Source organism: Roseburia sp. AF25-13LB (assembly GCF_003478915.1).
Lineage (GTDB): Bacteria > Bacillota > Clostridia > Lachnospirales > Lachnospiraceae > Roseburia_C > Roseburia_C amylophila.
The window spans coordinates 13,087-25,720 of the sequence record NZ_QUFO01000014.1; the positions used below are offsets into that span (position 1 = coordinate 13,087).

General features: G+C 44.6%; 13 protein-coding genes and 3 pseudogenes. All 16 read left to right on the forward strand.

Annotated features, from left to right (window positions below):
- The 16 genes and pseudogenes from DWY37_RS14560 (at position 1) to mobV (ending at position 12,629) form a co-directional block, all read left to right on the forward strand.
- Positions 1 to 927, forward strand: coding sequence for a DUF6674 family protein (locus tag DWY37_RS14560; RefSeq protein ID WP_118392676.1), 927 nt, complete (start codon positions 1 to 3; stop codon positions 925 to 927).
- Between the two features lie 135 nt (positions 928 to 1,062).
- Positions 1,063 to 1,749, forward strand: a complete 687-nt coding sequence (locus DWY37_RS14565; RefSeq protein ID WP_117918765.1) for a PAS domain-containing protein — start codon at positions 1,063 to 1,065, stop codon at positions 1,747 to 1,749.
- A 4-nt stretch (positions 1,750 to 1,753) separates the two neighbouring features.
- Positions 1,754 to 2,134, forward strand: coding sequence for a DUF4186 domain-containing protein (locus DWY37_RS14570; RefSeq protein WP_117947812.1), 381 nt, complete (start codon positions 1,754 to 1,756; stop codon positions 2,132 to 2,134).
- A complete protein-coding gene (locus DWY37_RS14575; protein WP_117918761.1) occupies positions 2,131 to 2,502 on the forward strand; it encodes a VOC family protein in 372 nt (123 codons plus the stop codon). The genes DWY37_RS14570 and DWY37_RS14575 overlap by 4 nt, the downstream gene beginning before the upstream one ends.
- 21 nt (positions 2,503 to 2,523) lie before the next feature.
- Positions 2,524 to 2,997: a YaiI/YqxD family protein gene (locus tag DWY37_RS14580; RefSeq protein WP_117918759.1), complete on the forward strand. Its 474-nt coding sequence runs from the start codon at positions 2,524 to 2,526 to the stop codon at positions 2,995 to 2,997.
- A complete protein-coding gene (locus DWY37_RS14585; protein WP_117918756.1) occupies positions 2,984 to 3,202 on the forward strand; it encodes an aspartate dehydrogenase in 219 nt (72 codons plus the stop codon). Before DWY37_RS14580 ends, DWY37_RS14585 begins: the two co-directional genes overlap by 14 nt.
- Position 3,203: 1 nt before the next feature.
- On the forward strand, positions 3,204 to 3,545 hold the full coding sequence (locus DWY37_RS14590) for an arsenate reductase family protein (RefSeq protein ID WP_117918755.1): 342 nt from the start codon (positions 3,204 to 3,206) through the stop codon (positions 3,543 to 3,545).
- Positions 3,546 to 3,788: pseudogene (locus DWY37_RS14595) on the forward strand (macro domain-containing protein); the annotation flags it as partial.
- A 54-nt stretch (positions 3,789 to 3,842) separates the two neighbouring features.
- Positions 3,843 to 4,217, forward strand: coding sequence for a TnpV protein (locus DWY37_RS14600; RefSeq protein WP_001129922.1), 375 nt, complete (start codon positions 3,843 to 3,845; stop codon positions 4,215 to 4,217).
- A 366-nt stretch (positions 4,218 to 4,583) separates the two neighbouring features.
- Complete coding sequence (gene tet(O), locus DWY37_RS14605; RefSeq protein ID WP_117823345.1) at positions 4,584 to 6,503, forward strand: tetracycline resistance ribosomal protection protein Tet(O); 1,920 nt, start codon at positions 4,584 to 4,586, stop codon at positions 6,501 to 6,503.
- 50 nt (positions 6,504 to 6,553) lie between these two features.
- Entirely contained in the window at positions 6,554 to 7,774 is a 1,221-nt protein-coding gene (gene tet(40), locus DWY37_RS14610) for a tetracycline efflux MFS transporter Tet(40) (protein ID WP_109215034.1), read from the forward strand.
- Positions 7,775 to 8,371: 597 nt separating this feature from the next.
- Entirely contained in the window at positions 8,372 to 8,881 is a 510-nt protein-coding gene (locus DWY37_RS14625; protein ID WP_105116765.1) for a sigma-70 family RNA polymerase sigma factor, read from the forward strand.
- A gap of 94 nt (positions 8,882 to 8,975) precedes the next feature.
- The gene (locus DWY37_RS14630) at positions 8,976 to 9,401 is read left to right on the forward strand and encodes a sigma-70 family RNA polymerase sigma factor (RefSeq protein ID WP_000323895.1); all 426 of its coding nucleotides are present in this window, start codon (positions 8,976 to 8,978) and stop codon (positions 9,399 to 9,401) included.
- Between the two features lie 83 nt (positions 9,402 to 9,484).
- Positions 9,485 to 9,959, forward strand: a pseudogene (locus tag DWY37_RS14635) (RNA polymerase sigma factor).
- Positions 9,960 to 10,113: 154 nt separating this feature from the next.
- Positions 10,114 to 11,146 (forward strand): annotated as a pseudogene (locus tag DWY37_RS14640) (AAA family ATPase).
- Positions 11,147 to 11,663: 517 nt separating this feature from the next.
- Entirely contained in the window at positions 11,664 to 12,629 is a 966-nt protein-coding gene (gene mobV / locus DWY37_RS14645) for a MobV family relaxase (protein ID WP_001820668.1), read from the forward strand.
- The last annotated feature ends 5 nt before the right edge of the window (positions 12,630 to 12,634 follow it).

Here is a 12,634-nt window from a genome sequence, read left to right on the forward strand (position 1 = left end):
ATGGATATGGAAGCAGGAAAAACACTTACCAATGAGGAGGTCATAAGAGAACTTCTCGACTTATTAAAGAAAAATGCCATGAAAGAGCAGGCAAACGATGTATTTGAGATATGCAGCTATGTGGATGGACTGGAGAAAAAGATTGATTCCATGACGGAAGAACTCACCAATATGCAGAATCAGATCAAAGAAATGCAGGAAGATACACTTGTCAATAATGCTAAAAAGGCATTGTCGGAAGCACAGGAGCGACTTAATACCAGATGTGAGCAGATAAAGTCACAGGTATTAGAAGTGAAAGAACAGGTCAAATCTACAGCAAAGAGCATAGTTGATGAAGCAAAGGCAAAGGGAAGAACTGCATTATACAGGGTGTCGGAGTTCTTAGCAATTAAGAAAAGGCTTCTTGATATCCGAGAGAATGTAAGAGGTGCAATCAAGACCACGGATAAGGATATAGCAAAGACAGCGCTTCTTACAAAAGGATTTCGTGAAGCTGGTCAGACAGCAGCTAATGCATTCCGTACTTTTGCTGACAAGCCAGAGGTGGATTATTCACAGAAAGAGCAGAAACATCCCATTACAAAGGCGGTGCTTGCACCTATGAAAGCAGTGAGAAAGTTGTTTGTATCAATGGAGCTGCATTTGGATGCATCTATAGATAAGCTGGATAATCTGGCTATGAATGTGCAGCTTGATAAGGAAAAGTATATGGAGAATGTGAAAACAAAGGAACAGGAACAGACAGAGCCGGAGAGGGCAGAAGCTGAGCGAGTGGAAGCAGAGGTTGTATATTCACCGATGGTTGCTGAACCACAGGAGTATCAGTATAATGCAGATGCATTTGATGCTAGAGGTGTGGATGAGGTGAAGCAGGAAGCGGCACATAAGGAAGTATCAAAGGTAAGAGAAGATAAAGCCAGATAGTTTTGAGGACGTGGGAGAGATTCTGCGTCCTTTTTTAGTGCGGATCAATTTGATAGATGTTATAATGTGAAAAGATAAATGCGAAACATGCGCTATACTAGCAAAAGTTATTAATTATATAAAGGTGGGAGAAATTTGGCAAAAAGTAAAAAGACAAAAACACATAAAAAGATAGATGGTCAGCTTTTACAGATGAACAAGAAGTTTAGTAATCTCAAGATGAAACAGAAGGATAAGATTACAGGCTGGGTGTATGAAGAATATAAAAAATATGTAGCAGAACATGAAAAAGCCCCGGATTCATTAGCTGATGAACAGATTGTTGAAGCTGTACTTGATAAGATAAATGAGGCACAAATCTGGATACCAGATGGAGAGATATACGATTATTATCGAAGAAAGAAACCACAACTTCAGAAGAGGCTTGATAGTGAAAAGTTGATTGAGTTTAAATCATATGTCAGCTTTTATAAGAGCATTGTTGATCAGGACAGGGCATCCGTTGTTATATGCAATCTCAAACATGAGATTATCTACATGAATCCGGCAGCTGTTACCAGCTATGCGAAGCGAGGAGGCGACAAACTTATCGGAAGAAGCCTGTTAGACTGCCATAATCCGGAATCAAGAGATAGAATACAGCAGGTAGTGGACTGGTTTGCAGCAGATGAAAGACATAATATCGTTTATACTTTTCATAATGAGAAACAGAATAAAGATGTTTACATGGTGGCACTCAGAGATGAGGGTAATCTGATAGGATATTATGAGAAACATGAATATCGAAATTCAGAAACCATGAAACCATACGATTTGTGGTGATGATATGACTAAGGATGAATGGTACAAGCAGTTATTTGAGAGACTGGATAATTCCAAGTTCAGAAGCAGTTTCCATCTGAAGCAGAAAGATATTGATTACATAAATGAAAAAGGTCTTGATACAATAAGACAACATGCAAAGGATTTTATTGCAAAGAGAGAAGCTCCGGCATATATAGCAAATGATGGCAAACAGACACCAATGCGTGGACATCCAGTATTTATTGCTCAGCACGCTACAGCAACATGCTGCAGGGAGTGCATCCGAAAGTGGCATAAAATGCAGCCTGGCAAGGAACTAAGTCAGGTGCAGCAGGATTATCTTGTAGATGTAATTATGACATGGATTCAAAAAGAAATGGAGAGGCAGGAACATAAAATATGAGTTTGAAAAATGTATTGATTATTGTTGATAACATTGACGAATCAATTGATTTTTATGAAGAACTGTTTGGACTGCGTGTGATTACAAGGCAGGAAGGTAATGTGATAATGTCAGAGGGGCTTGTATTGCAGGATGTAGATGTATGGTATGATAGTACAAAAATACATACAACTCCACATAACAATATGACAGAACTTTATTTTGAAGATAATGATATAGAAGGTATTATTGAAAAACTGGAGTCTGGCAAGTATGTTGTAAGTTATGTTACGGATTTAATGGAACTTGAATGTGGACAGAAGCTTGTAAGATTTTATGATCCATCAGGAAATCTTATAGAAGTACGAACACCAGTTAGCCACAACTGAAGAAAGCGGATTTGAGAAAAAATGCAGATATTTGTAGATGCGGATGCGTGTCCGGCAGTGGACATTGTTGAGACAATAGCAGAGAAATACAATATTTCCATCACATTGCTGTGTGATACGAATCATATTTTGTATTCTGATTACAGTGAGGTGATTGTGGTAGGCGCAGGAGCAGATGCAGTAGATTATAAACTAATTAGCATATGTCATAAAGGGGATGTAGTAGTATCGCAGGATTATGGTGTCGCTGCAATGGCACTTGGGAAAGGTGCATATGTTATTCACCAATCAGGCAAGTGGTACACGAATGAGAACATAGATCAGATGCTTATGGAGCGACATCTTAACAAGAAGGCAAGACGCAGCTCTCATAAGAATCATATGAAAGGACCGAGAAAGCATACGGAAGAAGATGATGTACGCTTTGCACAGTCCTTTGAAAAACTTATACTGATGGCAAAGTCAAAAGAAGGTGCTCAAAGTGGGACTATTTAGGAAAAAGACAGTTACAAAGACATATGATAAGGAAAATAAGAAACCGGTAATTAAGGCCAGCATATGTAATGGTGAACAAGTTGCAGGTTTTAAGGATATTCATACAGGTAAAATAGAAGAGGTTATGCTGATTAAGAACCAGGCAGACCTTGATGCATTCAAGAAAATGTATGGAATAGATGGAGAGATAGAAAAGGAATACTGATATGAATATACAGATATTTGGAACAAAGAAATGCAATGATACTAAGAAGGCGGAGCGTTTTTTCAAGGAGCGGGGCATAAAGTATCAGTTCATAGATATGAAAGAAAAAGGTATGAGCAAAGGAGAATTTAATTCAGTAGCTCAGGCAAATGGTGGATTAGAAAATATGGTTAACTGGGATGGTAAGGACAAAGATTTACTTGCTCTTATTAAGTATATCGCAGATGAAGATAAGCTTGAAAAAGTGCTTGAGAATCCACAAGTAATTAAAACACCAGTAGTAAGAAACGGAAAGCAATCAACATTTGGTTATCAGCCGGATATCTGGAAAGGATGGAACTAAATGTACTTAATTAAGACTTTAATGGGAGATATAACAAAAGTAACAGATGTGCAGGCAATTGTGAATGCAGCAAATAACTCTCTTCTTGGCGGAGGCGGTGTAGATGGTGCAATTCATAGAGCAGCAGGACCGGAGCTTCTGGCGGAGTGCAGGACACTACACGGATGTGAGACTGGAGAAGCAAAGATAACAAAAGGATATAATCTGTCATGTGATTATGTGATACATACTGTAGGACCGATGTAGGACGGATTTTGCGGACATTCAAAATAAAAAAGAATGTGGAGGTAACAGACAATGGCAAAATCATTATTTGAGGAACTGGGCGGCAAATACGAAAGGCAAGGGGATTATTTGATACCGTGCTTAACTGTACCCGCCGAAGAAGAACAGGCAATAGGCATCTGGGGGCAACGGCATTTAGATTATCTAAAACAGTACCGTAAAGTTACATACACCAATCTTCTTACAAGCGGCAGGCTAAACGCCTACCTTGCCGACATCAACAGACAGGCACAGGAACGCTTTGAAAGGCTCATAGAGGGTATGAAACAGGCACAGGGCATAACGGAACAGCTAAAGGCAGAAAACGCCTTAGAATGGACAGGATGCCTCAATAACATAAGGGCTTGTGCGAGGGAGATTGTGGAAAAGGAAATTATTTTTGCATAAACAGATGATTAGTGGCAGGGGGAAATCCTGCCGCTTTTTCTGCTTTAGTTTGTCAGCTTGACAAATAAAGGGTTAAGGAATATAATTAGATTCAGTATTATACAAGGAGTTAATAAATATGCGGCAAGGTATTCTTAAATAAACTGTCAATTTGATAGTGGGAACAAAAAGTAGCAGTCCCGTTTCACTTTTAATATGGGGCTTAGTTTTTTGTACCCAGTTTAAGAATACTTTTATCATGTAATTTTATATGCCCGAAAACATATAAGTGTTTTGGGGCTATTGGAGTTATTTACCCAGTGATAGGAGTATTTATCACTGGGTATTTTTATGCCCTTTTTTGGGTGTTGATAGGAGGAAAATCACATGAAAATAATTAACTTAGGCATTCTGGCTCACGTTGACGCAGGAAAGACAACATTAACGGAAAGTTTATTGTATACCAGTGGTGCAATTGCAGAACTAGGGAGCGTAGATGAAGGCACAACAAGGACAGATACAATGAATTTGGAGCGTCAAAGGGGAATCACTATCCAGACAGCAGTGACATCTTTTCAGTGGGAGGATGTAAAAGTCAACATTATAGATACGCCAGGCCATATGGATTTTTTGGCGGAAGTATACCGTTCTTTATCCGTATTAGACGGAGCAGTATTATTAGTTTCTGCAAAGGATGGCATACAGGCACAGACCCGTATACTGTTTCATGCACTACAGATAATGAAGATTCCGACAATTTTTTTCATCAATAAAATTGACCAAGAGGGGATTGATTTGCCAATGGTATATCGGGAAATGAAAGCAAAGCTTTCTTCGGAAATTATAGTGAAGCAAAAGGTTGGGCAGCATCCCCATATAAATGTAACGGACAATGACGATATGGAACAGTGGGATGCGGTAATTATGGGAAACGATGAACTATTAGAGAAATATATGTCAGGGAAACCGTTTAAAATGTCAGAACTGGAACAGGAAGAAAACAGGAGATTCCAAAACGGAACGTTATTTCCCGTTTATCACGGAAGCGCTAAAAACAATCTGGGGATTCGGCAGCTTATAGAAGTAATTGCCAGTAAATTTTATTCATCAACGCCTGAAGGTCAATCTGAACTATGCGGGCAGGTTTTTAAGATTGAATATTCAGAGAAAAGGCGGCGTTTTGTTTATGTGCGTATATATAGCGGAACATTGCATTTGAGGGATGTTATTAGAATATCTGAAAAAGAGAAAATAAAAATCACAGAGATGTGTATTCCGTCAAATGGTGAAATCGTCCCGGCTGACCATGCCTGTCCGGGAGAAATTGTTATTTTAGCTGATGATACTTTGAAACTGAACGATATCCTGGGAAATGAAAAACTCCTGCCTCACAAAACACGGATTGATAATCCCATGCCATTACTTCGGACAACGGTAGAGCCGCAAAAGCCGGAGCAAAGGGAAGCCCTGTTAAATGCCCTCGCAGAGATTGCTGATACAGACCCTCTTTTGCATTTTGACATTGATACTGTTACCCATGAGATTATGTTATCTTTTTTGGGGAATGTGCAGATGGAAGTCATTTGTGCCATCCTTGAGGAAAAATATCATGTGGAGGCAGAAATAAAAGAGCCTACTGTTATATATATGGAAAGACCGCTTAGAAAAGCAGAATATACCATCCACATAGAAGTCCCGCCAAATCCTTTCTGGGCTTCTGTCGGGTTGTCCATAGAGCCGCTCCCTATTGGAAGCGGAGTGCAGTATGAAAGCAGAGTTTCACTTGGATATTTAAATCAATCGTTCCAAAATGCGGTTATGGAGGGGGTTCTTTATGGCTGCGAGCAGGGGCTGTATGGATGGAAAGTGACAGACTGTAAAATCTGTTTTGAATATGGATTGTATTATAGTCCTGTAAGTACCCCCGCAGACTTTCGGCTGCTTTCCCCTATCGTATTGGAGCAGGCTTTAAAAAAAGCAGGGACAGAACTATTAGAGCCATATCTCCACTTTGAAATTTATGCACCGCAGGAATATCTCTCACGGGCGTATCATGATGCTCCAAGGTATTGTGCAGATATTGTAAGTACTCAGATAAAGAATGACGAGGTCATTCTGAAAGGAGAAATCCCTGCTAGATGTATTCAAGAATACAGGAACGATTTAACTTATTTCACAAATGGGCAGGGAGTCTGCTTGACAGAGTTAAAAGGATACCAGCCAGCTATTGGTAAATTTATTTGCCAACCCCGCCGCCCGAATAGCCGTATAGATAAGGTTCGGCATATGTTCCACAAGTTAGCTTAACAGCTTGCAAAAGTCATATAAAATGAGATTTGAAAGGAGAATGTAACTTCATGTTTGCTAAAAATTCAAAGGCATATTCTGTCTACCTGCTGTTCCGATTTGTCTGTTCCCTGGCGGTTTCTATGTCCACAGTGCTTTCCATCGTGTACCACCTGGAGGTGGTGCAGCTGGATGCTTTCCAGCTTGTCCTGGTAGGGACGGTTCAGGAGACCTCCTGCTTTCTGTTCGAGATGCCCACCGGTGTGGTGGCGGATTTGTATAGCCGTCGGCGCTCGGTGCTGATTGGAATGTTCCTCTACGGCCTGGGCTTTCTGATGGAGGGTGCGCTACCGTGGTTCGCGCCGGTTCTGCTGGCCCAGGTTGTCTGGGGTTGCGGTGATACCTTCATCACCGGCGCTCTGGAGGCGTGGATTGCCTCGGAGGAAGAGGACAAACCCATAGACAAGGTGTTCCTGCGGGGCAGTCAAATGGGGCAAATCGGCGGCGTTCTGGGCGTGGTGCTGGGCACACTGCTGGGAAACATAAACCTGCAAATGCCTCTCATCTTGGGGGGCAGTTTGTGCTTGTTGTTGGGGCTGGTGATGGTTCGCATCATGCCAGAAACCAACTTCTCCCCTGCTATTGAGGAACGGCAGGGCTTGCTTAAAGACTTTGTCTGCCTGTTCAAGCTCAACCTGGGCTTTGTGAAAGGCGCACCTGTGTTGCTGGCGCTCTTAGCAATCACACTATGCGGGGGACTTGCCAGTGAAGGCTTTGACCGGCTCTCCACCGCTCATTTTCTGGATGACACGGTAATACCCGTTATCGGGCCGCTGAACAGCGTCACTTGGTTCGGTGTTATCAGTCTTATCGGCAACGGCTTAGGTATTCTGGCTTCTCAGTTGCTCATCGCCCGCATGGAGAAAAAAGGGACTGTCAGCCGAACCAGTGTGGTCATGTCCACCAGCGCCGGGTATATCCTGTTCCTGGTTCTCTTCGCGGTGGGGCGGAGCTTTTGGTTCATGTTGTTGGTGTTCCTGCTGGCGGGGCTTATGCGCACCATCAAGGAGCCTGTGCTGGCCGCCTGGATGAACGACCAAGTGGATGAGAAAATGCGCGCCACAGTCTTTTCCACCAGCGGACAGCTGGACTCTTTCGGGCAGATCATCGGCGGGCCTATTGTGGGGCTGGTAGCCCAGCAGGTGTCCATACCCTGGGGGCTGGTCTGTACCGCTTTCCTGCTGTTGCCCGCGCTGTTCTTAGTGCCGGTGGCGGGAAAGAAGCGGGATTGATATGGCATAGTTAAGTTTACTGACGAGCGGGAGATTACTTCCGCTCGTCTTCATTTAGTAGCGCAAAATTTGAGGACTCTTTATTTCCTTATTCGGTATAGCGGAGGCGGCTGTCAATTCGACATAATTTTCTTGTGATACTTTACCGTACATGAGCATTTGTTTCGTATTTGAAAGAACAAACTCACCAAATAAAAAAACGATATTCGGGTGGGTTATTTTGTTATACCCTAAATTACCCTCTGAATTTGTTTTTAAATTTGGAGGGATTTTTTTATGTCCTTTTTTCGGGCAGTTATCTATCTGCTCATACGAAGCAAAATTTATCAATACATAGCATATCAGAGAACGGCAGGAAACCAGTTAAAAAATTTCTGCCAGTGCAACGGTACTTCTCACCTTGAAAGTAGAAGTACAATCTCCATACAATAGAATTACTATTTCCTATAACCGTAAAGGTCACAGAGCCTTTGCGGTTTTTCTTTTGTCGATTTTTGTTGGAAAGTGCCGTAGGGCTGTTTCTGATATGCGGTGTCGTTCTCCGCCTCTCCATCTGGATTTTTTACATTTCAAAAATTCAGATGGGAGGTATTTATGGTGAAATATGCACCAAGAAAGGTATATATCAGAGAAAGTGGCGGCTATGTGGAATTATCCTACACGGAGTTCTGCCGTTGCAGGGAATCCGACCAGACCTATATGGACAAGCTGTTTATCCCCATTCAAGGCTGTCTGCTTGAAGTCGTGAGGGAGCAATACACAGACTTCTACCGTGACAAGGAACGGTGGCGTTATCTGCAAAAATTAGATACAAAGAATAGACTGCTATCTCTCGACGGATTTACGGACAGCGAGGGGAATCCTCTGGACTTTATCACTGATGAAGCGGTGGACATTGCAGAAACCGTTGTCAATGCGGTCATGGTGGACAGGCTGAAAGCCGCCCTGCCTTTGCTGTCGGATAGTGAACAGGAGCTGATACAGGCAATCTTTTTTGACGGACTTTCCGAGCGTGAAGTCGGGGCGAGGTTGGGCATAACCCAGAGCGTTGTAAACAAACGCAAAGCCAGAATCCTAATAAAACTAAGAAAGATAATAGAAAATTAAAATTTAAGGCGTTCAGCCCCCTTGTTTTTTCCTTTGGGAAGATGAGGGGGCTTTTCTCTGCCCTCTCAATCAATTCTGATTGGAGGAAGTAAGAATGGCATACAACCACGGACGGGAGGACAGGAAATGGCGTATCTGGAAAGAAGCGGAGGAAAAGCTGCTGCGTGAGTGCGGCGTTGATGAAGCGACCATTGAGCAGATACGCATGGCGGACAGGGCAGACTTCAATTCCAACAGGCGGTTTTACCGATGGACGAATGACGTTGCGGAATATCTTGAGGACATGGCAGGCAGGGAGCGGCAGGCGGAAGTGGGTACGGTTGCGGAGTTACTGGAAGAGATTGAGAGCGAAAATCTCTATCAAGTATTAGTCACGGTGGACGGGCGTACCTTGAAAATCGTCCTGCTGAAAATGCAGGGGTATTCCACAAAGGAGATTGCCCCGCTTGTGCATTTGACGACTGGTGCCATCTATGCGAGGTTAGACCATCTGCGGAAGAAGCTGCGGAAAATTTTATAGCTTCTAAAACAGCCTGCCATCCTGCGGGCTACTGGGTGAGGGATGGAAATCCCCTCACTCATTTTTTGCAGGAGGACAACAGGATGGCATACAGGGTTAAGGCATACACGCTTCGGGAGGAATCCACGGAAAGCGGCACAAGGTATTTTATCAGCTTTAAGGACGGGCAGGGCAAATCCCACGAGTTGGAAGTGTCGGAACAGTTCTTTATGGAGTTTCGGCAGATGGAGCGCAGGAACAGGAATCTTTTCTAATGGGACGAGCGGCACAGGGAGTTTAACGAGGTATGGGACGAAACCCTTTACAGACGGGCGTTGCGTGTGCCTAAGAGCCTTGATGAACGCATGGTTGAGGAAGAACGGAATGAAACGCTCTATAAGGCGGTTGGGAGCCTTCCAGAGATACAAAGGCGGCGTTTCCTGCTCTACTACGAGTATGAGTTCAATTTTTACCAAATCGCCGCTATGGAGCATTGCACCGCTTCGGCAATACAGAAATCTGTTGCGATTGCAAAGGAGAAAGTAAAGGCGGAAATTGAAGAAATATCTCCAACCGTGACCGACACCGCCCGAAAAAGAAATCTGTTTTTTATTTGTGTGGGATTGGCGGCATTACATACTCTCACTTTTTTCCGTGGGAGTAAATCTATTTTTAAGGAGGTCAACGCCTATGTGCAACGAAAACAAAGACACCGCCCGAAAGGAGGAAAGCCATGCAGAAGTTACAGACAGTCAACGCCGAAACGCTCCTTTATGAACCGCTTGAGAAACCATCCTTTGTGGTGGACAGCCTTATCCCGACAGGCTTATCGCTGTTCTGCGGCTCACAGAAGATAGGCAAAAGCTGGCTCATGCTGAAGCTATGCTTATGCGTGTCGCAGGGAATCCCTTTATGGGATATGCCGACAATGGAGGGCGATGTGCTTTACCTCTGCCTTGAGGACACGTTCTGCCGCATACAGGACAGGTTATTTCGTTTGACGGACGAAGCAAGCGGGCGGCTCCACTTTGCCGTGGCAAGCTGCAAGCTGTCAGACGGTCTTATCGTGCAGCTTGAAGATTATCTGAAAGATTACCCAGACAGCAGGCTCATTGTCATTGATACCTTGCAGAAAGTCCGTACAGCTTCAAAAGACAATGCCTATGCAAGCGACTATGGGGACATCTCCCTCATCAAAGACTTTGCCGACAGGCACTCTCTGGCGGTCATTGTCGTACACCACATCCGAAAGCAGAATGACAGCGACGTGTTCAACAAGGTGTCTGGGACGACAGGATTAACGGGGAGTGCGGACGCTACCTTTGTTCTGGAAAAGGAGAAACGTGCGTCTGACACCGCCAAGCTGTATGTGACGGGCAGGGACACGCCTTATCAGGAATACACGCTGCGTTTCCGTGATTGCCGTTGGGAGCTTGTGGAGCGGAAAACGCAGGAGCAGCTTGCGAAAGAAACGATACCAGATGTCCTTTTTCGGTTGGTGGATTTTATGAGGGATAAGGAAGAATGGATAGGCACGGCAACGGAACTGTTAGCCGCTATGGGGGAAACGGAAACCATACCCACGGTGATTACGAAATGGCTGAATGAATACCGCACCACATTTTTAAGCGAGAACCGTATCTGCTACCAGTACAGCCGCAGGAAAGACGGCAGGCGGATTGCCCTTGCAAGGAGGGCGGGTGACAGCGGTGATGGTGGTGACAGCGATATTAGGATACCCCCCTGTTACTGTCATTGACGCTTAAAGCCATGTAAAGCTGGCGGCTCTGCCCTGCGGGTGACAGCAGTGACGGTGGTGACAGTGATTTTAGGATACCCTGCCGCTGTCATCCCTACGGGAGAACACCCCGTAAACGCAAAATGCAGGCGTGAGATTTACTCGCCCTTTTCGGTCGTGTAAAACCACCCCTGCGGTCAGAAAAATCATTCCGATTTTTCCGACTGCGTTTACAGGGTGTAACACACTACACTTTGCCCTGCAAAGTCGTGTGCCAGACGTTCCCTCTGGACTCCCTTAAGGCAGGGCTGTGCCCTGCTATCCTACGCCTTACGGCTTCGGATAAAAGAATGGCGGCATGACGGTGACGGCTCTTGCGAGGGGGGTATCCCAAAAACACCGTCATCATCGACATGACCGTCATGCAGGGGGTGAGGGTGACAGTTGCGGCAGTCGGCAGGGGGTATCCCAAAACTGCTGTCACCACCGTCACCGCTGTCACCCCAAAGGACGGTCACCCGCCGAAAGAAAGGAGGAATCCGCCTATGCCTTATGCAATCCTGCGTTTCCAGAAACGAAAAGCGGGCGGCGTTGCGGCTTGTGAACGCCACAACGAGCGGAAGAAAGAAGCCTACAAAAGCAACCCAGATATAGATATGGAACGCTCTAAAAACAATTACCATCTCATAGCACCACCAAAGTACACCTACAAGAAAGAGATTAACCGCATGGTAGCCGAAGCGGGGTGCAGGACAAGGAAAGACAGCGTGATGATGGTGGAAACGCTCATCACAGCTTCACCAGAATTTATGAACCAGTTACCGCCCGAAGAACAAAAAGCGTATTTCCAGACGGCTCTTGACTTCATTTCGGAGCGTGTTGGAAAGCAGAATATCCTCTCCGCTGTCGTCCATATGGACGAGAGAACGCCCCATATGCACCTCTGCTTTGTGCCGATTACGCCAGACAATAAGCTGTCAGCGAAAGCTATCTTAGGCAACCAGAAATCATTATCCGAGTGGCAGACCGCCTACCATGAGCGGATGTCCTCACGGTGGAATCAGCTTGAACGGGGGCAGTCCTCAATGGAAACCAAGCGGAAACACGTCCCCACATGGCTCTATAAATTAGGCGGCAGGCTTGATAAACAGTATGAAGAAATCGTGTCTGCCCTATCCGACATCAACGCCTTTAACGCAGGGAAGAAAAGGGATAAAGCGTTAGATTTACTCTCTGCATGGCTGCCAGACGTGGAGAAATTCTCTAAGGAAATCGGGAAACAGCAGGCGTATATCGACAGTTTGAAAGAGAGAATTGGGCAGGAATCAGACTATGCGGGGCGTATGCGTGATGAAAAGTACGAGCAGGAACTAAAGGTGCAGAAAGCGAATCAGAAGATATTTGAATTGCAGAGAACCAACGAGCAGATGGGGCGGCTGCTGTCAAAAATACCGCCCGAAGTGTTGGAAGAATTGCAGAAAAATCATAGAAGCAGAGCGAAAGAAAGGTAGATATG

Bases quoted from the DNA above. Each gene is read 5' to 3' on its own strand.
- DWY37_RS14580 (WP_117918759.1), top strand. From the start codon at position 2,524: ATGCAGATATTTGTAGATGCGGATGCGTGTCCGGCAGTGGACATTGTT.
- DWY37_RS14575 (WP_117918761.1), top strand. From the start codon at position 2,131: ATGAGTTTGAAAAATGTATTGATTATTGTTGATAACATTGACGAATCA.
- DWY37_RS14560 (WP_118392676.1), top strand. From the start codon at position 1: ATGGATATGGAAGCAGGAAAAACACTTACCAATGAGGAGGTCATAAGA.
- mobV (WP_001820668.1), top strand. From the start codon at position 11,664: ATGCCTTATGCAATCCTGCGTTTCCAGAAACGAAAAGCGGGCGGCGTT.
- DWY37_RS14590 (WP_117918755.1), top strand. From the start codon at position 3,204: ATGAATATACAGATATTTGGAACAAAGAAATGCAATGATACTAAGAAG.
- DWY37_RS14630 (WP_000323895.1), top strand. From the start codon at position 8,976: ATGGCATACAACCACGGACGGGAGGACAGGAAATGGCGTATCTGGAAA.
- DWY37_RS14570 (WP_117947812.1), top strand. From the start codon at position 1,754: ATGACTAAGGATGAATGGTACAAGCAGTTATTTGAGAGACTGGATAAT.
- DWY37_RS14600 (WP_001129922.1), top strand. From the start codon at position 3,843: ATGGCAAAATCATTATTTGAGGAACTGGGCGGCAAATACGAAAGGCAA.